Below are 22,175 nucleotides of genomic sequence, written 5' to 3'. Positions count from 1 at the left end.
CTGGGTTGCGTTCTGTTCCGGAGCCGGTTCAAGCCGGAAGACGGGACAGCGTTTCTTGTACGCGCTCCTGGATCGCGGGATCCATGAGCACGGTCGGCGGGTCGAGCAGCCCGAAGACCCGCAGGCAGCTGAGGGTCAGGGGACCGTCGAGGGTGGCCGCGATCTGGGTCCGGCCCACCAGTTCGAGCGCCTGCAGCGTCTCCGGCGTCCGCTCGCCCTGGACGCCGGGAAAGCTCAGGTCGCTGAGCTGAGTCATCGTCCAGACCGGATCGACGACCTGCTCGGTGAGCCGCCGGAAGTATGCCGCCGCGTCCGACTCTTGCCCGACCCGCTCTTGCCCGTCCTGCCGCAGGTGCTCGCGCAGGGCCATGGCCTGCATGGCGGCGAACGCCATCCCCTGCCCGTAGCGGGGGTTGAGGCTGCACACGGCGTCGCCGATCGGCAGCAGCCCGCCGGGGAAGGAGTCCATGCGCTCGTAGCGCCGCCGCAGGCTGGCCGGGAAGCGGTAGCGCCGTGCCTCGGTCAGCGGCTCGGCGGCCTGGAGGATCTCGTAGATGTCCGGGGCCGCGAGGGACTTGGCGAAGGCGTTGAAGCCCTCGGCATCGGTCGGCGGGTGATCACCGAGCACGCCGTAGAGCGTCACCACGGCGCGGTCGCCCTCCACCCGCTGGCACGATCCGCCGCGCGGGGAGTCGGGGGTGGCGACGATGTTGATGCAGACGTCCCCGCCGAAAGCGTCGGCGGGCGCCCGTACGAAGCGGGTGGCGTACCCCACGTCGACCCTGAGCTTCTCCTCCTCGACCCGCCCGTGGCCGTGCTCCTCCAGCCATACGGGGGTGCGCGAGCCCCGCCCGGTGGCGTCCACGACGAGGTCGGCCGCGAGCTTCTCGCCTCCGTCGGAGCCGCCGGAGCCGCCGGAGCCGCCGGGTCCCAGGAACACCCCGTCGACGACGCTCCCGTCACCGGTGAACGAGAGCCCGGCGACGTCCCGCCCGCCGAGCAGGGTCACCTGCGGGAGCGCTTCGGCGCGGGCGCGCAGGTGGCGCTCCCTGAAGGGGCGGGAGCTGATCACGGTGGAGAGCCCGGACTCGCTCTTGACCAGGGGATGGCCGCCGATCACCCAGCGGACGTCCCTGGCGATGTCGGCGGGGTGGGCGCCGCCGGCCACCATCTCGCCGCCGACACCGGGGAACAACTCCTCCGCGATCTGGTAGCCGCGGGCCAGGAAGTCATGCGCGTGTCCGCTCTGCGGAACACCGCGCCGCTGCTCGTCGGCGGGATCGTCCCGCTCCACGACGGTCACCCGCCCGTAGACATCAGCCAGTACCCGGGCCGCGAAGAGGCCGGCCGGACCGGCCCCCAGGACGACCGCGTGGCCTTCTGCGCGAGATTTCATGCCGAGCCGCTCCTCGTAGTCGGTGCGCGACCTTCCGGGATTCATGTGCGCCAGTCGCAATGTCCGAAGCAGCGGCAACGGCCGCAACGGCCGCGGTGGCCGGAACTGTTGCGACGCTCGGAACAGTCGGAAGAACGCAGCTCAAAGTAGGCCCACGGCGCCCACGGCACGCCCATCGCATGAGCACAATCCGCCGCGCGCACAGGATTACCGGCGTATTACCGGCGGCTGTTTCCCCGCCTGCCGACATTCCCTAGGCTCACGCGAAACGTGGTGGCACAGCGGGGGACGGGAGAGTGTCTGCCTCGTGTCCGCCTCCCCGCACCGGAGGAGAGATGATGGAATCGGCAGCAGCGCCGGCAGCAGCATCGGCAGCAACGGAACCCCAGCTCACCGAACCGTATTTGACCACCGTGCTGTCGAGTTCGGGCCTCGGGGTCGAATATGTGCGGGCCGAAGGCAACACGGTCTTCCACCTCGACGCCGACGGAAATGAAATACCGGTCACCGACTACTGCGGCGGATACGCGTCACTGATCTTCGGCCACAACAATGCGGAGATCACGGCCCACGCCAAGTCCGTCCTGGACTCCGGTATCCCGGTCTATGCCCAGTTCTCGCGTCACCCCGTGGCCAACCGCCTTGCGGCAAAGCTCAACGAAATCGTCGCGCGTGAGACCGGAGCCACCGAGCCCTACTTCGCGCATTTCGCCAGCACGGGCGCCGAGGCGATCGAAACGGGCGTCAAGCACGCGGAGTTCGACCGCGTACTCAAGGTCGCGGCGCTGATGGGCGAGATCGAGGCGCACGTCGAGGAGGCGCGGGAGGCGGCGAGGGACGGCCGCCTCACGGTGGCGGAGTCCGCGTACCGCAAGGCGGGGGCGGAAGCGCCGTCCGGGGCTGGTGCCGGTGCCGGTGCTGGTGCTGGTGGCGACGCCGATGCCGTGTCGCCGCAGGACGCCTTCGAGCAGCTGGCCGGCGCCGTGGCCCGCCACAACGGCGAAGTGGCCGCGCGCCCGCCGGTGCTCCTCGCACTGGAGGGTTCGTTCCACGGGAAGCTGATGGGCAGCGTCCAGCTCACCCACAACAGCGGCTTCCGGTCGGCGTTCGGCGGCCTCGGCGCGCAGGCGCTGTTCGTCCCGCACGACCAGCCCGACGTACTCACCAAGACCGTGGACGGCGTACGGGAGCAGGCGCGCGTCCTGGATGTCGTGGTCACCGACGGCGTCGCCGACGTCGTGGAGCGCGACTTTCCCGCGTTCTGCGCCTTCCTGGTCGAGCCGATCCAGGGCGAGGGCGGCATCCGCGCCCTCGACCGGGACGCCGCGGCGCACATCCAGCGCGTGACCGCCGCCGCGGACTGCCCGCTGCTGATCGACGAGATCCAGACGGGCCTCGGCCGCACCGGCGCCTTCCTCGCCAGCTCCCACGTGGGGCTGCGCGGCGACTACTACGTACTCTCCAAGAGCCTGGGCGGCGGCATCGCCAAGAGCTCGGTCGTCCTGGTCCACCAGAGCCGCTACCGCGGGGAGTTCGAGCTGGTGCACAGCTCGACCTTCGCCAAGGACGGCTTCTCCACCGCCATCGCGCTCAAGGTGCTCGAACTGCTCGAGGCGGACGACGGCGCGGCGTACCGGCAGGTCGTGGAGCGTGGCGAGATGCTGCGCGCGGCGCTCGACCGCGTACGTGCCGACTTCCCGGAGGTCGTCAAGGACACGCGGGGCAAGGGCCTGCTGCAGGGCCTCGAGTTCCACGACCAGTCCAAGTCCGGCTCCCCGACGATCAGCGGAGCCGCTCAGGGCGGCATCCTCGGCTATGTCGCCGCGGGCTACCTCCTCGGCGCACACCGCATCCGGGTGCTCCCGACGGCCAGCGCACCGAACACACTGCGCTTCGCTCCTTCCGTGCACCTGACGGAGGAGGAGACCGCCGCCCTGGAGACGGCACTGCGCGACTGGTGCGCACTACTGCGAGACGAGGACGAGAAGCGTCTGACGGGCAACTGACGGCCCGGGCCTCTCAGCCACCGCCGCTCACGACACGCCGCCCGGGGCCACGCTCCGGGCGGCGCGCCGCCGTGCTGCCTCACAAGGCGCAGAGCTACAAGGTGCAGAGCTACAGGGTGCAGAGGATCTGACCGATGCCGACGTTTGCTCTGCAGCACTCGCAGGCAGGGCCGATCATGGCCTCATGCCGGAAGCGATATGGATCAAGTTGATCGGCACGTTGCCCGGTCTCCTCTGGGTGGCCTTCGCCGTCATCGTCTTTCTGTCGTTGCGAGGGACGATCATTCATAGCCTGGTCCCCCGGGTCACCGCACTGCGGGCTCTCGGGGTCGAGGTCGAGATGGCAGCTCACATCCTCGACCGAGTCGCCGAGCACAGCGATACCCCGGTGACGCCGACCATGAGGCGTGGAGTCCTGGGAAGACTGGAGCATGCAGCCGACACACTGAGGGGCGGCAGGATCCTCTGGGTCGACGATCACCCCGAGCACAACGGCGCCTTGATCAGCCTCTTCCGCTCCATGGACATGGTCGTGGATACGGCTCGTTCCACCGACGAGGGATTGGTCGCACTGGGGCACGGCTCGTACGACATCGTCCTGAGCGACATAGACCGTGACGGAGATCCGCAGGCGGGGATCAGCATGCTGCGTGAGTTGGAGGCCCGAAACGTCGATGTGCCCGTCCTGGTGCACGCACACAACTTCAACCCCGAATTGGGCGTCGACCGCCGCATATTCGCCGCGACGAACAACCCGGTGGGAATCGTTCACTACGTGATTGATCTGATGGAGCGCATCAGGTTCGGGGCACCGGAGGTCTGAGGTGCGGCCCGGAGTCTTCAGGCGACCCGCTCGGCCAGAAACGCCTCCCAGGTCCGGTCGCCGTGCGCCGCGTCCGCCGACGGGGCGAGGTTCACGCCCTCGCGGTACGCGCGACCCGCCTTGCCGGGCATCCGCATCCCGAGGACGGGGCGACGGCGGCCGGTGGCGCCCAGGTAGGAACGGACCACGTCGTCCATCGTGTACACCTTCGGTCCTGCCAACTCCGCGACCAGGCCCGCCGGTTCGCCGAGCGTCAGCTCGACGAGGCGCTGCGCGACATCACGTACGTCGACCGGCTCCAGGCGTATCCCCGGCGCGGGGACGAGCGGCAGCTTGGCCATCTTGGAGACCATCTGGTGCACCAGGTCGTGGAACTGCGCGGCCCGCAGCATCGTCCACGCGATGCCCGAACCGGTGATCGCCTCCTCCGCCGCGCGCTGCGTCGCGAACCACGCCATCGGCATCCGGTCGGCGCCGATGACCGAGATGTGCACGATGTGCCGCACCCCGGCCTCCTTGGCGGCCGCGACCAGGTGGCCCGCCACCACGTCGTCGCCCTTGGCGCCGCCCGCCAGGTGCAGCACCGTGTCCACCCCGGCCAGCGCGTCCGCGACACCCTCGCCGGTCATCAGATCGCCGGTGACGTAGCTGATCCCGTCGGTGTCCGGCCGAGCGCTGCGGCTGAGCACCCGCACCGGGCGGGCGGGCGCCGCCTGCCGCAGCAGCGGGAGCACGTGGCGGCCCAGCGTGCCCGTACCGCCGGTGACCAGGATCGTGGCGTCAACAGTCATGATGTTCTCCTGAGTTGGTCGGTTCGTGGTGTGTCGTGGTGTGCCGTGGTGTGCGAGCTTCGGTTCTGCCGCTCTGACACGCCGCCGTGGGGGATGTGACAGATGGACGAAAAGAATCTTGAAACGAGTGCGGGGAGCAGTCTGAGCGCCGAGGTTTTCGAGGCCCACCGGCCGCACCTGCGCGCGGTCGCCTACCGCATGCTCGGCTCGCTCGCGGAGGCCGAGGACGCCGTACAGGAGACCTGGCTACGCGCGTCGGCCGCCGATACGAGCGAGGTGGCCAACATCGGCGGCTGGCTCACCACCATCGCCACCCGCACCTGCCTCAACGTCCTGCGCTCCCGCGCCACGCGCCGCGAGGAAGAGCTGGAGACCGCCTACGGCGCCGACCGCCCGGATGGCCGCCCCAGCCCCGAGCAGGAGGTGGAAGCGGCGGACGCGGTGGGCATCGCCCTGCTCGTCGTACTCGACACCCTGACGCCCGACGAACGTCTCGCCTTCGTCCTGCACGACCTCTTCGCGATCCCCTTCGACGAGATCGCCGCGATCCTGGAGCGCACCCCCGCCTCCGCCCGCCAACTCGCCAGCCGCGCCCGGCGCCGCGTCCGGGGCACCACCCCGGCCGCGCCCGACGCCTCCCGTCAGCAGCAGGCCGTGACCGCGTTCCTCGCGGCGACCCGCACCGGCGACTTCGAGGCCCTGGTCGCCCTGCTCCACCCGGACGTGGTCCTCACCGCCGACCCGGCCGTGATCCCGACCCCGGAGCCGGTCGTCGTCCTCGGCGCGCACACGGTCGCCAAGGGCGCCATGGCAGCCACCGGACGCGCCCAGTTCACCGGCCCGGCCCTCCTGGACGGCACCCTCGGCCTGGCCATGGCCCCGAACGGGCGCCTGCGCCTGGTCCTCACCTTCACCGTCGAACCCGACAGCGGCCTGATCACCGCCGTCGAGGTCGTCGCCGAACCACAGCGCCTTGCCGCGCTGGAGCTTGCGGTCGCCTGAGCGCCGTGCGTCCGCGCGGCCTCGCGCCACCTGAACCAGCCCCGGCTCAGGCGGCGCAGGCACGCAGCTGCAACAGCTCCGGAGCCAGAAGCGTGACCCGCCCTGCCTGCCGGTCGTACTCGATCAAACGCTCCCGGCGGAAGGTGCCCAGCGCCCGGTTGACGGTGACCCTGGTGAGCCCGAGCAGCTCCGCGAGCTGCTGCTGCGACGCGGGCAGGTCCACCACGCCCGCCGGATCGGCGGACCGCAGCAACCAGGCGGCGAGCCGTGCCGGCGCCGGCAGCAAGGACGCCACGACACGCTCCTGCTGACGCCGGGCCTCGGCCGCCAGAACCCGCAGAACATGACCGCGTACGACGGCAACGTCCTCGACGAGGGACAAGAAGACGAGCCGCGGCAGGGCCCGGACGCTCACCCGGGTCTGAGCCGTGAACGTCGCGGTGTGCCCGCGTCCGTCGATCACCGCGGTCTTGTCCAGCGCACACGGACGGTCCCAGACCCCGTGCCGGGCGACCGCCCCCTGCGCGGTGACCGACGTCGCCGCCACGCACCCGCTCAACAGCAAGACCAAGTCGTGCGCGGGCTCACCCTCCCGCCGGAAAGCATCCCCACGGGCATGACGCTCCACCTTGGATGCCGCCCAGACCTCGGCCAACCGCGCCGACGGCAGCCCGGCAAGCAGCGGAATCCCGGTGAGAGGCAGCCACGGAGGTGTATCTCCCGATACAGACGCGCCCATGTCCGGGACATTAGCGTCCCCGGCATGTGGACCATCGAACTGCGCTTCCTCACCGACAACGCCGAACACACCGCCGCACGTCTCGCGGCCCGCCCCGCCCACCGCGGCGCCCTCGCCGCCCTCCACGCGGACGGACGGCTGCACGCGGCAGGACCCTTTGCGGACGACTCGGGCGCCCTGCTCATCCTCGACGTCCCGGACCGCACCGCCCTCGACCTCGTACTGGCCGCCGACCCCTACTTCCACCTCCCGGCCGTCGAACTGACAGAGGTCCGCGAGTGGTCCCCGGTGGTGGGCCCCGGTCACGGCCCCAGAACCCGTTAGGTACCTGACGTAATACTCTCTGACCTGCATGTATTTACGGCTCGGTACCGGGACGGTACCGTTCATGCATGCCCGCTCTCAACGTGGAATTCAGCGACCAGGAGCTCGAGGAGCTGCGCGCACTCGCCCAGGAACGCGGCACCACCATGAAGGCCGTCGTACGTGAGGCGATGGCTGACAAGATCGCCCGCCACCGGGCGCTGCGGGAAGCCGCCGAGATGTTCCAGGCTACCTTCCGTGACCCCGACCTCGCCGACGCCATCGCGGCCGCCGGCATCGACGACGGGCCCACCCCCGGCACAACGGGACGGGCCGCCTGACCCATGGCACCCGCCCTGCACATCGACGTGCCCTGGCTGCTGCAACAGCACGAAGCAGCCCTGCCCGAACAGCCCCTGGTGTCAGACTTCTCCGCACTCGTCGCGGCCGTGGCCCGCCACCGTGTCGACCCGCCACGCCTCGGCTACGACCCCGACGCCTCCTGGCGCGCCGCGGCCCTGCTGCAGACCCTCGCCCTGCTGCGCCCCCTGCCGGCCCACAACGTCCGCTTCGCCTGCGCGATCACCGTCGCCTACATGCACGCCTCCGGACAGGGTCTCGACGCGCCCTTCGGGGAACTGGTCGACCTCACCAAGCAGTTGATGACCGCCAAGGCGGATGTATTTACGGCAGCCGATCAGATCCGCTCCTGGAGGATCTAGAAACTTGATCGCGGGTGCAGTGGTGCCGGGGTGCCGTGATCGTGCATTCGGGCCGGGTGCTGTTGATCCGCCGCCGGGTTCCTGAGGGGGATCTGGTGTGGCAGTCGCCGGCGGGTATGGCCGAGCCCGGCGAGACCGCGGAGCGGGCCGCCGTGCGGAATCACCGGATGGAGCAGTCATCTCAACGAGGGTGGACTGCCCCTTTGCCGTATTCGGAGGGATCTGCGGGGGACGCACCCCTCTCCACCATTGGGGCGCCGGTCAGAGGAGGGCCTCCGGGGCCCCCGGAACCCGATGATCTCCTCCACCACTGACAACAAGAAGAGAGTCGGCTTTGGAGGTTGCACGGTGGCAGGCGAGTGGCTTCCCAATCATGTCAGCGTGGTCGAGTCTCGTCGCAATAGAGCTGGGCGCCCACATCCCCAACGGCGTCGCCGCACAGAACGATCTTCCCTTCCAGCTCTAACGTGTGTTCGTCCGCGTGCCCGTCGATCGCATAGTCGATTCGCACCTGATCAACCACCCCGCCTCTCTGATCGACCTTGACGATAAAGAGAAGTTCGGTGAATCCGCGACCGTACCTTGGACTTCCACAAGGCCGCTCGATAGCGTGGTCTGCGCGCAACGGCTGGAATTTACCGGCTACCTCATGGCGCGCACCACTCTCCAGGTCTGTGAACCCTGGTGGTTTCCCCAGTATCGACACAAGCACGCTCGCATCTGTGTCCACTTCCCGCAGCAGTAGATCAACATCGAGTGGACGAACCGGGGTTTCGTAGCGAACTCGCTTGATGGCCACCGTATGTTCGCCTTCCACGCACAGCAGGTAGGAGCCAAACGTCCCCGCCCAAGGATGGATGCTGGGTTCGCTCATCACGACGTAGCCGCCGGCATTCTGGGCGCTGAGGATCTCAACGGTGGACCGTGGCGTATCGGCGGCTGTCGTGAAGAGTACGAGTGCACCCGCGCACGCGACCAACGCGCTACGGGGGATTGGGCGGATGGCCCACCAACGACGTAAAGGTGAAACGCATTGGCGGGCCATCTCATGGAACATCGAACCGCTCCTCACTCGTTACCGGGGGATACCTCGACAGGTCGTACACGGCGGTTCGCCGACGCCTCGCTCGCGCGATACCTCGGCGCTACCCTTTCCGACATCGAACTTGAGCTGCGAACGATCCGAACCGGACGGAACCAGTTTGAACGAAACGAACCTCGGCCTGTAGATGCTCGGAGGCGTCCTTGCACTGGCCGGAGGCGAAGACGGCGATGGCGTCGAGCTCGGCCGGCTCGGCCGCCAGGTCCCACCGCAGCTTGGTGCACGGCCGCTCCGATACGTAACGGCAGTGCACATCAGGCGTGTACGGGTTCAGAGGAGGCCGCGGCCTTTGAGGTCGGCTATGACGGAGTCGCGGATGGCTCGGATGCGGTCTGCCGGAATGTCGTCGTGCTCGGCGAGGGCGGTAAATACGGCTTTGCCGATCTCTTGCTCTGTGATCTCTGCGCGTGGCGCACCTTGGGCGATATTGATGCAGGTCCCGGGGTTCCACTCGAGTGCAGCGTCGAGCTTGCGATAGACCCTGTCGTCGATCGGCCTACCGGCTTCTACGCCTGTGACGGCATCACGCCCGATGGATGCTTTCCTGGATAAGTCCCCGACGCTCAAGGCCAGTTCGTGGCGGCGTCTCTGAACTCGGTCGCCGAGCTCACGGAGATTGCGAACTGCTTCGTCGTCAGCCATGTGTGCAGTATGTCGAGCTCTGAGGTGCTGCGCCGCCGATGTAGGGGAACCGTGGGACCAGACCTGTCGAGGCGCCGGGTGGTCGATACGCCGTTCCGGAGCGGCGGACGCGGGCAGCATGCCGCAAATGGGCCGCTTGGTTATCGGCGAGCGTCCCGATCAGCCCATTCCCGCCGCAGGCGAGGCAGTCGACGACGGTCTCGTTCCCGTCCGCGTCCCGCACGGTGGTCGTCCCGCCGTTGCGGTCTCTGCAGGCGGGCATGTCGGCCTCCAGGAGCCGCCGGGTGAGGTTGAGGAGCCCTCGGCCCCGGCCTTCGGGCGACCGCGGCGCCTTCGCGTCTAGCCGAGGTACGCGAGGTCAAGGATGCGGATGCGTTCTATGGGCGCTTCGAAGACGACGAGGACAGCCCTGGTGTGCTCGCAGATCAGCAGTCGTTTGACGTCGCCGTTGTCGGGGTGGGGTTCCGTCGTGCTGTACGGGTCTTCGCAGACGGCTGTGATGGCGGCGTCGAACTCGGTGCGTGCCTTATCGGGGAGCGAGTCCCAGACGGCTTCGACGTCGGGCTTGTAGCGGAGCGAGTACACCCGGCCAGGGTGGCAGGTCAGGCAGCGCCTTGAGGGCGGATTCGTGCAGCTGCTTCCTGAATGCGCCGGGTGCCGTCGATCCACTGGCCGGGAGGTTCTTCTCCACGTGCTTCGGCGGCGATGATCTCGTCGGCTCGTTCGGAGGCGGCGACGGTGTCCTTCGCGATGCGCTCCCACTTGGCGAACACGGTGAGGAGCTGGTGCGCGGGCGCCTTGTTGATCTCGCCGAGGAAGCGCTGGGCGAGTGTCGGGCTGCCGAGGGCGTCGCGGATGGACTCGATGGTCCACGGTTCGCCGATGGTCACTTCGCCGCTCCTTCCGTCGTGCGCCATATCCCGTGGCATAGGCCATGGGATATGAGGTTGACAGTCGGATGCTACCGCCTGGGTGGGTGGGCGGGTGGGTGGTTCGGCGTCCGGCCGAGCCTGGCAGCGTTGTCCGGGCATGGACGATCTCGCTGCCGACATTCAGCCGGCGGAGGGCGACGGTGCCGTCGGTGGACCCCAGGCCCTCGACGATAATGCCGGTGCCCGACGTGCCGGTTTCGTCGATGCCGCGGACGAGGTGGAAGCGGCGGGGAAAGCTGGATGATCATGCGGAAGTGCCGGAAGTGCGCCCCGCCCGAAAATCAGTGGAGCCGCGCTCCCGGGTGCCCCTACCGTGTTTCCGCCCGCAGCCAACTCCTCCCAGCTCCTCCCGACCCCTCCGTCAAGGACGTGCCGTTGTACACCAAGTGAGACACCCCGAGCGCTGGACCATCGCGCGTCGCACCTGTGCGCCGCGCTCCTTTCCGCTGCGGTCTTCTCACTGGAACCGGTGTATTTCTATGTCCAAGAACTGGGTGGTCGTGCCCGCCCGCCTGTCGATCGCTCCCTCCCGCCGTCGGCCTGCCTGGCAGTCGCCGTACGGTCCGCCGCCGCGCCGGTCGCACCGCGGCCGGTGGGTGCCCGCGCCGGGTCTCGCGAGCTCTGAGTCCGTCGCGCGGCGCGAGTACCTGTGCAGCCGGAGCGCCTGAGGTTTCTGCCTCACTACGCCACGCGGCCCCCGAGCGTGATCGGGGGCCGCGTGGTCCGCTCCCTCTCCTACCGCCCGTACCTCCGACCGCTGCTCATGCCCGACGCAGCGCGGAGCGGCCCGCGAAACGGGCCGCGTCTCCCAACTCCTCCTCGATGCGGATGAGTTGGTTGTACTTCGCCGTACGGTCGGAGCGGGAGAGGGAGCCGGTCTTGATCTGGCCGCAGCCGGTGGCCACCGCCAGATCCGCGATGGTGGTGTCCTCCGTCTCGCCCGAGCGGTGCGACATGACAGCGGTCCAGCCCGCCTGGTGGGCCGTGGCCACCGCGGCAAGCGCCTCGGTCAGGGTGCCGATCTGGTTGACCTTGACCAGAACGGAGTTGCCGACGCCGGTGCGGATGCCCTCGCGCAGCAGCGTCTCGTTGGTGCAGAAGACGTCGTCGCCGGTGAGCTGGCAGCGGTCGCCGACGCGGGCGGTCAGCTCGCGCCAGCCCTCCAGGTCGTTCTCCGCCATCGGGTCCTCGATGGAGACGATCGGGTAGGCGTCGATGAGCTTGGCGAGGTAGTCGGCGTTCTCGGAGGGCGTGCGGCGGACCCCCTCGCCCGCGTAGTCGTACACCCCGTCGCGGAAGAACTCCGACGACGCCGGGTCCATGATCAGCCCGATGTCCGTGCCGGGGCGGTAGCCGGTGCGCTCGATGGCGCTCATCACGAAGTCGAGCGCTTCCTCGGCGGTACGCAGCGCGGGCGCGAAACCGCCCTCGTCGCCGACCCCGGTGCTGTGCCCGGCGGCCAGCAGATCGCGGCGCAGGGTGTGGAAGACCTCGCTGCCCATGCGTACTGCTTCGGCGAAGGTGTCCGCGCCCACGGGGGCGATCATGAACTCCTGGAAGTCCAGCGGATTGTCGGCGTGCGCGCCGCCGTTGACGATGTTCATCATCGGCAGCGGCAGGAGGTGGGCGTCGGGGCCGCCGAGGTAGCGGTAGAGGGGCTGACGACGGGCCGCCGCGGCGGCCTTGGCGGCGGCGAGGGACACGCCGAGGATCGCGTTGGCGCCGAGCCGGGACTTCGTCGGAGTGCCGTCGAGGGCGACGAGCGCGGCATCGAGCCCTGCCTGGTCTGCCGCGTCCCGGCCGCGTACGGCCGCCGCGATCTCCCCGTTGACGTGGGCCACCGCGCGGTCGACGCCCTTGCCGTGCCAGCGTGCGGAGTCCCCGTCGCGCAGTTCCACGGCTTCCCGCGCGCCGGTGGAGGCGCCGGAGGGGACGGCCGCGCGCCCCAGCGACTCGTCCGCCAGGACGACGTCGACCTCGACCGTGGGGTTGCCCCGGCTGTCGATGATGCGGCGGGCGGTGACGGTCTCGATGGTGGCGTCGACCGATCGGACTGCTGCTGTTACTGCCACCACTGCTGCTGTCTCTGCGGACATGGGAGTTCCTCCCCGTTGTCGTGTGCCGTGGCCCCGGCTGCGACAACGCTGGCGCTGAGCCCGACAACGCCAAACCATACAGCAATGCTGCACAGCTTTGCTGATCAGTTTGGCTGTGCATCTGTGCCTGAGGGCGCTTCCGTGCAGGTCAGGTGCACGGCGTTGCCGAGCGGCCACGGGGTAAAGTGCCCTATGCCCACCCCGGAAGCCGCCGCCATCGCCGCAGAACTGCGTACCGCGATGGGCAAGCTCACGCGCCGCGTCAAGCACGAGGACCGCATCCCGCTCGGCCAGGTCGCCGTGCTCGGCGCACTCGACCGCGACGGCGCCATGACCACCAGCGACCTCGCCGCCGACCAGCGCGTCCGCCCCCAGTCGATGGCCCGGGCAGTAGGCCTGCTCATGGAACAGAACCTGATCACGCGCCGGGCCCACCCCACGGACGGCCGCAAGACGCTGGTGGAGCTGTCGGACGCGGGCCGGGCCGCACTCGAAGCGGAACGCGGCCGCAGGGCGGGCTGGCTCGCACAGGCCATCGAGGCCGAACTCTCCGAGGAGGAAAGGGAGTTGCTGGCCCGGAGTGCGACCCTCCTGGAGCGCCTCGCGACACGCTAGCCAGACGGGAGCGCGCCAGCCAGCCGACTTCCGGCAATTGCGTGACACTGGTTCGACGCCAACGAGGGGATTTATCCGTGACCGTACGCATCGATCGGCCCGGACTGCCGTCAGGACCCGAGGCCGAAGCGTATGCGCAACGCCTGGGTCGCTTCTTCGGCGAGGAGATCGCGCAGCTTGAGGAGTCGACGGCAGTTCTCGACGGGGTTTTCGACACATCGGTTCTGAACCTGCGCGCGCGTTGTGTGCTTGACCCGCGGGCGGCGACGCTGGAGACGTGGGAGGCGGCGGTCACGGCGATGCAGGTGGGGTCGGCCCTGTTTGCCGTCACCGGCATCAGCGAAGGCACCGTCGAGTGCCGGATCGACCGCAAGATACGCAGCCTGCGTGCCCTCGGCCCGCTGCCGACCGCTGATGCGGGCACCTGGCTCCAGGCGTTCTGGCTGGCTGTCATCTGCCGCGAACAGGAACGCATGACGCAGCTGTGCGAGATCCCGCTCGACCGGTTGCGCGCGCGGCAAGGAAAGTACGACGAGTACATCTACCACTGGGTGGACACACTGCAGACCTACTGGCTGCGGCGCCCGGGCCTGGTGGAGAAACTCACGGCCACCTTCGAAGCCTCCGATACGGCAGTGGCACATGTCGCCCCGCGTGACCTGTTGGACGGCATCCTTTATCCGCCGATCAATCTCTTCTACCGACTCGTGATCAAGGACGAGGAGGGCTTCGGTGCGGCCCTGGTCGAAGCGGTGAAGCTGCACCGTGCGTACTGGACCCTGAACGAGGACCGCAAGAGCGACATCGACGGCGCGATCGCGATCGGCCCGCTGGCCATGGCCTGCCTGGCCTTCGACGGGGGGTTCCCCATCGAGGTCGAGTCCGAGTACCTGCCCCATCACCTCTTGCAGCACGGCTGGCTCGGCGAGTTCGCTACCTGAGGCACGGTACGCCGCATGATCATGCGGCGTACCGTGCCGGCGCCCGACGGGCTGACCACCGCACCGCGGGGCAGCGACCGGCCGCGTGCCCCTGCCTGCCCCCTGGGTGCCCCGCATGCAGTGATGCCCCGGTCAGGTAAGCGGTCCGAAGGCGACGATCGCGTCGGCGAGTTCGGCAGGGGCCTCCAGCGGGATCAGGTGCCCCGTGTGCGGGAGCACCACGAAGTCGGCCCCGGGCCCGGCTGTGGATGAGGCTCCGGCCCTGGAGAGGTAGGGCAGCAAGTTGTCGCGGAGTACGCCGGCCGGCTCGACGTGGTCGTTCTCCCCGGCTATGACCAGAGCGGGGACGCTGATCATGCGGGTGTGCTCGGTGATGTCCTCCGCGATGCCGCGCAGCGGCCACTCCGTGCGGGCGGCGTCGGTGCCGGCCCGGGAATCGGCCACGATCTGCGACTTGACCGAGTCGGGCAGCTCGGTCGCGGTGAGGATGTTGTCCCGCGCGCCGGCCACGGACTCGTCGGAGTCGTAGGCGTGGGAGAGGCCCTCCCTGTACTCGGGGGTGACCTGCGCGGCGGGCTTCGCCGGACCCGGAGCGACGAGGACGAGTCCGCGCAGGCCCGCAGGCCGGGCCGCCGCGACCAGCTGGGCGACTTTGCCGCCCATGGAGTGTCCGACGAGGACGTACTCGGAGACGCCCGCGTCGGCGATCACGGCGAGGGTGTCGTCCGCGAGCCGGCGGAGCGTGTAGGGCCCCGGCAGAGCGCTCGAGCGGCTCCACCCGCGGAAGTCGACCGTGAGTACGTCGTGACCCGCGAGGCGATCGACCACGGGGCCCCAGGTACGGGCGGAACCACCCCAGTAGTGCAGGAACACCAGGGTCGGCCCGGCCCCCGGGCGGTGGTCGTAAGTGGGCAGCAGGGACTGCTGTGTCGTATTAGCCGTTGTATTCGCCGTCGTGCTCATCGCAACTTCCTCGGTCAATGATCAGTGGTGTGAGGTTGGTGTTGGTGTGAGGTGTCTTGCGGGTTCAAGTGAATCTCCGTGGCTTCTGCGGGGCATCGGCATGACTGGTCGCCTCATGGTGGAAACTGGACACGTGACCGAGATCCGGCAGATGACCTACGAGCCTGTCAGCGACCGGGACCGGGACCGGGACGGGGATGGGGTTAGAAGCGGGGCCGGCGTCGCCGTCGCCGGCACCGTCGCCGTAGAGACGATGACGTTCGACCGCCTCCGCGACCTGAACGACGGCGGCACACAACGCGCCGACTTCCACGTTCTCGCCCTCGTCGATGCCGGGCACGGATCCGTCACAGTCGATTTCCTGCGGCGCCTGCTCGAGGAGCGGTCCGCGGTGTGGATCGCCCCCGGCGCGGTGCACCGATGGGACGACATCGCAGGCGTGGCAGGGCACCTGGTGCTGTTCATGCCGACCGCGCCGGTCACCCGCGCCACCCGCGAACTCGTCGCCTCCCCGGACCTGGCCGCGCGGTGGCGCATCCCCGACGCCGACCGGCCGTACGTCGACGCCGCGCTGAGCCATCTCGTACTCGAAACATCCGCCGCGCCGCCACCCGACGACATGGCGGCCGAGCTGCCCGGGATTCTGCTCTCCGCGCTCATCGCCCGGCTGCGGCCACCGCACGGCGAGGCCGGTCCGGCGAACCCGACGTTCCAGTTGTTCCGGTCCAGCGTCGAGGCGCACTTCCGGGAACAGCACGGCGCCGCCTTCTACGCCCGGGCCCTCGGCTACGCGCCCCGCACCCTCTCCAGAGCCGTGCAGCAGGCCACCGGCCGCACGGCGAAGGCGTACATCGTCGACCGCATCGTCCTGGAGGCCAAGCGGCTCCTCGCGCACGAAGGGCTCACCGCGGCGAGTTGCGCCCGCGCGCTCGGCTTCCCCGACGCGTCCAACTTCTCGGTGTTCTTCCGCAACGCCACAGGTGTGCGCCCCGGAGCGTGGCAGGCAACAGCAGGCGGCGAAAGCCCGGTTGGGGCCTAGGATCTGCGCCATGGGGCGGGATATGCGGATTGTGCTGAAGGGGCGCGGGGGCGTCATGCGACTGGAGAGCGGAGAGGTGCGCGTGGTGCGGGGGCGCGCGACGTGGCGGATACCGCTGCGGGCCGTCGGCGCGGTGGAGAGCGACGGCAGGACATCGGTGCGGCTGCGGATCAGCGGCGACACCGCGGGGGACGGCTTCCAGGTGAGCAGCGGCAACAGCAACGCCGTGGGCGCGTTCGCCGAAGGGCTGCGGCAGGCCATGGAGGGCGTCACGCCGGTGGCGGACGGATCGGCACTGGTGACCACCGGGCCCACGACCCGCACGCCGCCGGCCCTGGACAACCGTGCGGCCAAGGTGAGCGTGGGGGTGTGCGCCTATGTGCTGCTGCTCGTCGTCCTGTTCGCGGTCGTCGAGGAACCGGACCAGGTGTCCTGGCTGGGCGCCACCGCGTTCCTGCTGCCCTTCGGCGCCGGACTGCTGGCGGTGGCATGGAGGTTCTTCCTGCGCGATCCGTGGATCCTGCGGCGCCGCGGGGTGACGGTACCCGGCGAGATCGTCGACTACCGCACGTCGACCAAGCAGCAGGCCATGAACCCCGTATTGCGCTTCACGACGGCCGACGGCGCCCCCGTGACGCACGCGTCATCGGTCACCGTCCTGATGCGCAGCCGCAACCGGTCAGTGGACGTCACCTACGACCCGCAAGACCCCAGCAGAGCCCGCGGCGGCCGAGCGCTTGCCCACATGAGCGCGGGCCTCCTCCTCGCCGTAGCCGCAGCGGCCTTGGTCTTCGTGCCGCTGGTCGGATTCGTGGCGAGGGTGTTGGGGGACCTGCTGAACGGCTAGCCGCCTGGGCGGACGGCGTTTTCGGCTACGTCGTCGGCAGCGGCTTGGCCGGATAGCTGCGCAGTACGAGGGACGTGGTGACCGAGCCGTAGCGGGCGAGGGAGTCCACGACTTGTTCCAGGCGTTCGGCGTGCGAGCACTGCACGTCGAGCAGCAGGCAGTCCTCGCCGGTCACGCGAAGGGTCGAGACGACCTCGGGGATACGGGCGGCCAGAGCGAGTGCTCCGGAGAGTTGCGCGTGGGTGGTGCGCAGCCGGACGACGGCATGGATGTTCAGGCCGACCGCGGCCGGGGCGACGACGGCGCGGTAGCCGGTGATGACGCCGTTCTTCTCCAGGCGCTGGATACGGGCTCCGGCCGCCGGCTGCGATAGTCCGACGCGGCGTCCGACCTCGGCTCCGGTCAACCGGCCGTCGGTCTGGAGCAGTTCCAATATGGCGCGGTCGATCTCGTCGAGTGATTCCATCGTTGTCACTCTCACTTTCTTTGAGATCACTTGCCGGGCCTGATCTGCTCCGCTGGGCCATAAAGAATCACCCCCGGGTGGCCCCTCGTTCGGCTGGGGGCACGATTGGAAGGCGGTAACAGCCTATGGTCGCGTACGTCATCATCCTGGGGATCGACGGCTCGGACGGCCGTCACTGGCAGAGCTTGTGGGAGGAGCGGTGGGGCCCTTCGGCGGTCCGGATCGCGCCTGCGTCGTGGAACAGGCCGGACCTGACGGACTGGGTTGCCGCGGTTCAGACCGCCTACGAGATCGCGTCACGGCGTGACGACCAGGTGGTGTTGGTGGCGCACAGCCTGGGCTGCTGGGCGGCTGCGCAGTGGTTGGACCGGGTGCGGCCCGCCGGGGTCGCGGCGTTCCTGGTCGCGCCCCCGGATCCGCGGGGGCCCGGATTCCCGCGTGAGGCCGCGTCCACGTTCCTGGACCTGACCGCACGTCCGCTGCCGTGCCCGGGTCTGATGGTGGCCAGCGACGACGACCCCTACTGCGACCCGGCGACGTCTGCCTCCTTCGCGTACCAGTGGCAGACGCAGGAACATCTCGTCGGCGGCCACGGCCACATCAACTCCGACAGCGGGCTCGGTGACTGGCCGGCGGGACTGGAACTCCTTCAGCACTTGTCCGAGGCCACGTACCACCCATGACATGCGACATTAGTGTCGCGTGTATGACGCTTGGTGGAGTTGGGACGTAGCATGTCGGCGTGACGGCGCAGAAGCAGGAGCAGAAGCAGCAGACGGAGACGGACCGGCCGGCGGACCAGGCGGACGGGCAGGGGGCCCGGCAGGCCGACAGGCAAAAAGACCGGCCGGTGAAGCGCTCCCTCCGGGCCGATACCGAGCGGACCATACGAACGATCCTCGAAGCGTCCGAGCGCGTCCTCGCCGCCAACCCCGCGGCGACCATGGAGCAACTCGCCAAGGCCGCCGGAGTCGCCCGCACCACGGTCCACCGCCGGTTCGCCACCCGGGACGCGCTGCTCGACGAGCTGACCGGCTGGGCCGCCCGGCAGTTCGCGGACGCCGTCGACGCCGCACGGCCGGACGCCGCGCCGCCGCTCGTCGCCCTCTACCAGGTCACCGCCAACGTCCTGCGCGTAAAGACGGACTGGTCGTTCTCCATGAACCGCGCGACCGAGAACACCCACCCCGAGGCTGACCGCATTCACGCCGAGGTCAGCGCCACCTGCATCCGCCTCTTCCGCCGCGCCAGGGAGGCGGGCGTACTCCGCCCCGACATCGACCTCGACTGGACCCGGCGCGTCTACTACGCCCTCATCCACGAGGCTGCCAAGGAGGGAGCGGAAGGCGAGCGCGGCGACGCGGACGCGCTGGCCACGCGCGTGGTGGACACCCTGCTGCGCGGCGCGGGAGACGCGTCCGGGCTCGGCGGGCGTACGGGCATCTGAAGACGGTCGGCGCCGGGCCCGCCAGACGATTGGGCGCCGAGCCCGGCAGGCGACCCTGCGCCGAGTCCGGCAGAGGCCAGCCCCGACGATCGGCTGAGGCCAGCCCCGACGATCGGCAGCAGAGCTCTCGATAGAGTTTGTGAACCGTCGTTCAATAACTAGATGGGGCGTCCCCAAAAGATCTCCGACGGCGAGTTGATGGCGGCCTGCGAGCAGGCCATCGGCCGGTACGGACCGAGCTTCACCCTCGCCCGGGTCGCCGAAGAGGCCGACGTCTCCGTCAGTACGGTGGCCGGCAGGTTCGGGTCCAAGCACGGTCTCCTCCTGGCGATGATGTCGCAGGGCACCGAGGCGCTCGTTGCCCGGATGCGCAGAGCCGGCGAGGCGCACAGCGATCCGGTGGCCGCCGTCCGGGATGCGCTGTTGACCACCACAGCCGGCGCCGACGACCCGAACACGGCGGCGCGGCATCTGGCGCAGCTGGGCACGGAACTGGCGGACACACGACTCCGCGAGTCATTCGCGGCCCAGCGCCGGGCCGTACGTTCGGTGCTGGCGCCGCTCCTTGCAACCGCGGACTTGCCGTACGCGCCTCCGGCCCACCAGGCAGCAGGGATCCTGGCGGCTCTGGTCAACGGCCTGCTGCAGGACTGGGCGTTGAGTGCGGAGGGCGACCTGGCCGACAGGGTGCGCCAGGATCTCGACGCGGTGCTGCTGGCCCGGGGCGGAGAGGGGCGTACTCCCTGACCGAGCCGCGCCGCCCGCCAACACGGTGCCGCAAAACGCCCCTTCGCGCGGGCGCCGCCCCGGCTGAACTCCGCCAAGCACAACCGTGGTCGACGACCACACCCGACCCTGCCTCCTAAGATCACCGGATGACTGATCCCCTCTACCCCGCCAAACCCCGTCCCGGAGACCGGGTCGCGGTGCTGTCCCCCTCCTCGGGCCTGCCCGGTCTCTTCCCGCTGCCCTTCGAACTGGGCCTGCGCAGGCTCTCGGCGGATTTCGGTCTCAAGCCCGTCGAGTACCCGACGACGCGGAAGATGGGGGCCACGCCCGGGGAAAGGGCCGCCGACATTCACGCGGCCTTCGCGGACCCCGGCATCAAGGCCGTGATCGCCAGCATCGGCGGCGACGACCAGATCACCGTCCTGCCGCACCTGGACCGCGCCCTCCTCCGCGCCCACCCCAAGCCGTTCTTCGGCTACAGCGACAACACCAACCTGCTGCTGTTCCTGCGGGACCTGGGCATCGTCGCCTACCACGGCGGCTCAGTGATGGTCGAGCTCGGACGGCCCGGCGCGATGCACCCGAAGACCGAGGAGTCCCTCCGGGCAGCGTTGTTCACCTCGGGCGCGCACGAACTCACCCCCTCCAGCTCGTACGGAGACGTCAACCGCCCCTGGGAAGACCCCAGCACCTTCGAGTCCGAACCGGAACTGGAACCCGCCGACGGCTGGTACTGGCACAACGGCGGCCGGGTGGTCGAAGGCCTCGGCTGGGGCGGCAGCCTGGAGATCATCTCCTGGCTGCTGATGGCCGATCGCGCGGTGCGACCGGTCGATGCCTACGCGGGTAACGTGCTGTTCCTGGAGACCACCGAGGAAATGCCGCGCGCCGAAGAGGTCTACCGCATCCTGCGCAGCATGGGCGAACGCGGACTGCTGCAACAGTTCCCCGCGCTGCTGATGGGCAGGGCGAAGAGCTGGTCGTTCGAGAACCCGCTCGGCCCCGCGGAGAGGGCGGACTTCCGCCGACAACAGCGAGAGGCCGTCGTACGGGCTCTCCACCAGTACGCCCCCGACACCATGGCAGTCTTCGACGTCGACCTCGGCCACACCGACCCGCAACTCGTCATCCCAGTCGGAGGCCGAATCCGGGTGGACGGACAGGCACGCCGCATCTTCGTCACGTACTGAGTTCGGCGTGCGCGTCGGCAGGCCCGACTCGTAGCCGGCAGTGGGCCGCCCCTTGAGGCAACAAGCCCTGCCCGGCGGGTGGCTGCGGTTCGAGCAACTCGTGCCGGGTGGCTCCTTGGCGGAGCGCCTCACGCGGCACTTGAACGAGCGCCGCCTTATCGAAGCGCGGCTCGCGGTCGGCGTTAATGGAGTGCACCGCGGTGCGCTGATAGCTACGGTGGAGACGTCCAGGTGCGCAGGAGCGGGCTACTTCCACTCATAATGGGGCGGTCGCGGGTTCGAATCCCGTCGTCGGCTTCGGGCCGGCGTAGCTCAGCGGTTAGAGCACCTTGTCGCCTGCACCGATTCTGATCTCTGGACACATGAACGTGAGCCGTCCGCCGCGGGGGAACCTGGCGGACGGCTTCGTCGTGTCCGTACACGTCGGCAACCGTCTCCGGGCCCGACTGTGCAGGGGAGCGGGCGACGGGTTGGTTGGGCCTTGACCCCTGAGGTTGAACACACGAGACACTGGATCCTGAAGATCTGAGAACGGACATCTCGTGGTCCTGAAGAACTACCCGCCTGAGTTCAAGGCGGACGCGGTCGCGCTCTACGAGTCCCGGCCGGAGGCGACGATCAGGTCGGTCGCCGCCGATCTGGGGATCAATCCGGAGACCCTGCGGAACTGGGTGAGGGCTGCCGGAGCAAGCCGTCCGCGCGGACGCCGGACGCCAGAACCGGCCCAGCCGCCGGCCCCGCTGGAGGCGGAGAACGCGGCCTTGCGGAAGAAGGTCCGCGAGCTGGAGGAGGAACGCGAAATCCTGCGGAAGGCGGCGAAGTATTTCGCCGGGGAGACGCGCTGGTGAACCGCTTCCAGTGCGTCGCCGACCTTCAGCGCCGCTACGGCGTGAAGCGGCTCTGCAGCGTCCTCGGCGTCAGCCGCTCGAGCTTCTACTACTGGCGCCGGACAGCCGCCGACCGGGCCGCCCGGCAGGCGGCCGAGGCACAACTGGCCGCTCGGATACGGGCGGTGCACCAGGAGTCGGACGGCACTTACGGAGCGCCGAGGATCACCGCCGAACTCCGGGAGACGATCGGTGAAGCGGTCAACCACAAGCGAGTCGCCAGGATCATGCGGGAGTCCGGGATCGAAGGGGTCCGGCTGCGCCGCCGGCACCGCACCACCGTCCCCGATCCGGCTGCCGCCAGGGCTCCGGACCTGATCCGCCGCGACTTCACCGCGGGAAGGCCGAACACGAAGTACGTCGGCGACATCACCTACCTGCCCATCGACGGCGGGAAGTTCTGCTACCTGGCAACCGTCATCGACCTCGCCTCACGCCGTCTGGCCGGCTGGGCGATCGCCGACCACATGCGCGCGGATCTCGTGACCGACGCCCTG

25 protein-coding genes and 1 pseudogene are annotated in these 22,175 nt (G+C 69.4%); 16 read left to right on the top strand and 10 right to left on the bottom strand.

Annotated elements, in window-relative coordinates; translation table 11 throughout:
* Positions 1-28: 28 nt before the first annotated feature.
* The gene (locus IE226_RS41615; protein ID WP_190086729.1) at positions 29-1,396 is read right to left on the bottom strand and encodes an FAD-dependent oxidoreductase; all 1,368 of its coding nucleotides are present in this window, start codon (positions 1,394-1,396) and stop codon (positions 29-31) included.
* Positions 1,397-1,734: 338 nt separating this feature from the next.
* Here IE226_RS41615 and IE226_RS41610 point away from each other — a divergent pair, with 338 nt between their 5' ends.
* Both IE226_RS41610 and IE226_RS41605 read left to right on the top strand, forming a co-directional pair.
* A complete protein-coding gene (locus tag IE226_RS41610) occupies positions 1,735-3,402 on the top strand; it encodes an aminotransferase class III-fold pyridoxal phosphate-dependent enzyme (RefSeq protein ID WP_190086728.1) in 1,668 nt (555 codons plus the stop codon).
* Positions 3,403-3,586: 184 nt separating this feature from the next.
* Positions 3,587-4,225 (top strand): response regulator, encoded by a 639-nt coding sequence (locus IE226_RS41605; RefSeq protein ID WP_190086727.1) that lies wholly within the window; start codon positions 3,587-3,589, stop codon positions 4,223-4,225.
* 17 nt (positions 4,226-4,242) lie between these two features.
* On the opposite strand, the gene IE226_RS41600 is transcribed toward IE226_RS41605, so the two are convergent.
* Positions 4,243-5,016, bottom strand: coding sequence for an SDR family oxidoreductase (locus IE226_RS41600; protein ID WP_190086726.1), 774 nt, complete (start codon positions 5,014-5,016; stop codon positions 4,243-4,245).
* A gap of 102 nt (positions 5,017-5,118) precedes the next feature.
* Between IE226_RS41600 and IE226_RS41595 the strand changes: the two genes are divergently transcribed.
* Complete coding sequence (locus tag IE226_RS41595) at positions 5,119-6,018, top strand: sigma-70 family RNA polymerase sigma factor (RefSeq protein ID WP_190086725.1); 900 nt, start codon at positions 5,119-5,121, stop codon at positions 6,016-6,018.
* A gap of 46 nt (positions 6,019-6,064) precedes the next feature.
* Here the strand turns inward: IE226_RS41595 and IE226_RS41590 are convergent, their stop codons facing one another.
* On the bottom strand, positions 6,065-6,757 hold the full coding sequence (locus tag IE226_RS41590) for a Crp/Fnr family transcriptional regulator (RefSeq protein WP_190086724.1): 693 nt from the start codon (positions 6,755-6,757) through the stop codon (positions 6,065-6,067).
* A 24-nt stretch (positions 6,758-6,781) separates the two neighbouring features.
* Here IE226_RS41590 and IE226_RS41585 point away from each other — a divergent pair, with 24 nt between their 5' ends.
* The 4 genes from IE226_RS41585 to IE226_RS45375 all read left to right on the top strand — a co-directional run bounded on the left by IE226_RS41585 (position 6,782) and on the right by IE226_RS45375 (position 8,096).
* Positions 6,782-7,081: a YciI family protein gene (locus tag IE226_RS41585; RefSeq protein WP_190086723.1), complete on the top strand. Its 300-nt coding sequence runs from the start codon at positions 6,782-6,784 to the stop codon at positions 7,079-7,081.
* Between the two features lie 68 nt (positions 7,082-7,149).
* Positions 7,150-7,401: a YlcI/YnfO family protein gene (locus tag IE226_RS41580; RefSeq protein WP_190086722.1), complete on the top strand. Its 252-nt coding sequence runs from the start codon at positions 7,150-7,152 to the stop codon at positions 7,399-7,401.
* Between the two features lie 3 nt (positions 7,402-7,404).
* The gene (locus IE226_RS41575) at positions 7,405-7,782 is read left to right on the top strand and encodes a toxin Doc (protein WP_190086721.1); all 378 of its coding nucleotides are present in this window, start codon (positions 7,405-7,407) and stop codon (positions 7,780-7,782) included.
* 14 nt (positions 7,783-7,796) lie between these two features.
* Entirely contained in the window at positions 7,797-8,096 is a 300-nt protein-coding gene (locus tag IE226_RS45375; protein ID WP_190086720.1) for an NUDIX hydrolase, read from the top strand.
* Between the two features lie 62 nt (positions 8,097-8,158).
* Here the strand turns inward: IE226_RS45375 and IE226_RS41565 are convergent, their stop codons facing one another.
* The 5 genes from IE226_RS41565 to eno form a co-directional block, all read right to left on the bottom strand.
* Positions 8,159-8,839 (bottom strand): hypothetical protein, encoded by a 681-nt coding sequence (locus IE226_RS41565; RefSeq protein WP_190086719.1) that lies wholly within the window; start codon positions 8,837-8,839, stop codon positions 8,159-8,161.
* A gap of 315 nt (positions 8,840-9,154) precedes the next feature.
* Complete coding sequence (locus IE226_RS41560) at positions 9,155-9,526, bottom strand: hypothetical protein (protein ID WP_190086718.1); 372 nt, start codon at positions 9,524-9,526, stop codon at positions 9,155-9,157.
* 339 nt (positions 9,527-9,865) lie between these two features.
* A complete protein-coding gene (locus IE226_RS41555) occupies positions 9,866-10,111 on the bottom strand; it encodes a type II toxin-antitoxin system RelE family toxin (protein ID WP_190086717.1) in 246 nt (81 codons plus the stop codon).
* Positions 10,112-10,128: 17 nt separating this feature from the next.
* On the bottom strand, positions 10,129-10,416 hold the full coding sequence (locus tag IE226_RS41550) for a hypothetical protein (protein ID WP_229871923.1): 288 nt from the start codon (positions 10,414-10,416) through the stop codon (positions 10,129-10,131).
* An 803-nt stretch (positions 10,417-11,219) separates the two neighbouring features.
* The gene (gene eno / locus IE226_RS41540; protein WP_229871922.1) at positions 11,220-12,554 is read right to left on the bottom strand and encodes a phosphopyruvate hydratase; all 1,335 of its coding nucleotides are present in this window, start codon (positions 12,552-12,554) and stop codon (positions 11,220-11,222) included.
* Positions 12,555-12,746: 192 nt separating this feature from the next.
* On the opposite strand from eno, the gene IE226_RS41535 reads away from it, so the two are divergent.
* Together IE226_RS41535 and IE226_RS41530 are read left to right on the top strand one after the other, a co-directional pair.
* Positions 12,747-13,169 (top strand): MarR family winged helix-turn-helix transcriptional regulator, encoded by a 423-nt coding sequence (locus tag IE226_RS41535; protein WP_190086714.1) that lies wholly within the window; start codon positions 12,747-12,749, stop codon positions 13,167-13,169.
* 77 nt (positions 13,170-13,246) lie between these two features.
* On the top strand, positions 13,247-14,110 hold the full coding sequence (locus IE226_RS41530; RefSeq protein ID WP_190086713.1) for an immunity 49 family protein: 864 nt from the start codon (positions 13,247-13,249) through the stop codon (positions 14,108-14,110).
* 132 nt (positions 14,111-14,242) lie between these two features.
* Here IE226_RS41530 and IE226_RS41525 read toward each other — a convergent pair whose 3' ends face one another.
* Positions 14,243-15,073, bottom strand: a complete 831-nt coding sequence (locus IE226_RS41525; RefSeq protein ID WP_190086712.1) for an alpha/beta fold hydrolase — start codon at positions 15,071-15,073, stop codon at positions 14,243-14,245.
* A 133-nt stretch (positions 15,074-15,206) separates the two neighbouring features.
* On the opposite strand from IE226_RS41525, the gene IE226_RS41520 reads away from it, so the two are divergent.
* Positions 15,207-16,112: an AraC family transcriptional regulator gene (locus IE226_RS41520; RefSeq protein ID WP_373307114.1), complete on the top strand. Its 906-nt coding sequence runs from the start codon at positions 15,207-15,209 to the stop codon at positions 16,110-16,112.
* Positions 16,113-16,167: 55 nt separating this feature from the next.
* Positions 16,168-16,959 (top strand): DUF3592 domain-containing protein, encoded by a 792-nt coding sequence (locus IE226_RS41515; RefSeq protein WP_190086710.1) that lies wholly within the window; start codon positions 16,168-16,170, stop codon positions 16,957-16,959.
* Positions 16,960-16,984: 25 nt separating this feature from the next.
* Here the strand turns inward: IE226_RS41515 and IE226_RS41510 are convergent, their stop codons facing one another.
* Positions 16,985-17,425, bottom strand: a complete 441-nt coding sequence (locus IE226_RS41510; RefSeq protein ID WP_190086709.1) for an Lrp/AsnC family transcriptional regulator — start codon at positions 17,423-17,425, stop codon at positions 16,985-16,987.
* Between the two features lie 125 nt (positions 17,426-17,550).
* Between IE226_RS41510 and IE226_RS41505 the strand changes: the two genes are divergently transcribed.
* From IE226_RS41505 to IE226_RS44640, 5 genes and pseudogenes are all read left to right on the top strand, one after another.
* Positions 17,551-18,108: an RBBP9/YdeN family alpha/beta hydrolase gene (locus tag IE226_RS41505; RefSeq protein WP_190086708.1), complete on the top strand. Its 558-nt coding sequence runs from the start codon at positions 17,551-17,553 to the stop codon at positions 18,106-18,108.
* 59 nt (positions 18,109-18,167) lie between these two features.
* Positions 18,168-18,872: a TetR/AcrR family transcriptional regulator gene (locus tag IE226_RS41500; RefSeq protein WP_373307113.1), complete on the top strand. Its 705-nt coding sequence runs from the start codon at positions 18,168-18,170 to the stop codon at positions 18,870-18,872.
* Between the two features lie 162 nt (positions 18,873-19,034).
* Entirely contained in the window at positions 19,035-19,619 is a 585-nt protein-coding gene (locus IE226_RS41495; RefSeq protein ID WP_190086707.1) for a TetR family transcriptional regulator, read from the top strand.
* 128 nt (positions 19,620-19,747) lie between these two features.
* Positions 19,748-20,791, top strand: coding sequence for a S66 family peptidase (locus IE226_RS41490; RefSeq protein ID WP_190086706.1), 1,044 nt, complete (start codon positions 19,748-19,750; stop codon positions 20,789-20,791).
* Positions 20,792-21,333: 542 nt separating this feature from the next.
* Positions 21,334-22,175: pseudogene (locus IE226_RS44640) on the top strand (IS3 family transposase); the annotation flags it as partial.

Source organism: Streptomyces longisporoflavus, from assembly GCF_014649775.1.
GTDB lineage: Bacteria > Actinomycetota > Actinomycetes > Streptomycetales > Streptomycetaceae > Streptomyces > Streptomyces longisporoflavus.
Note: the sequence above shows the minus strand (reverse complement) of the source record. Positions and strands in the feature narration are given on the sequence as shown.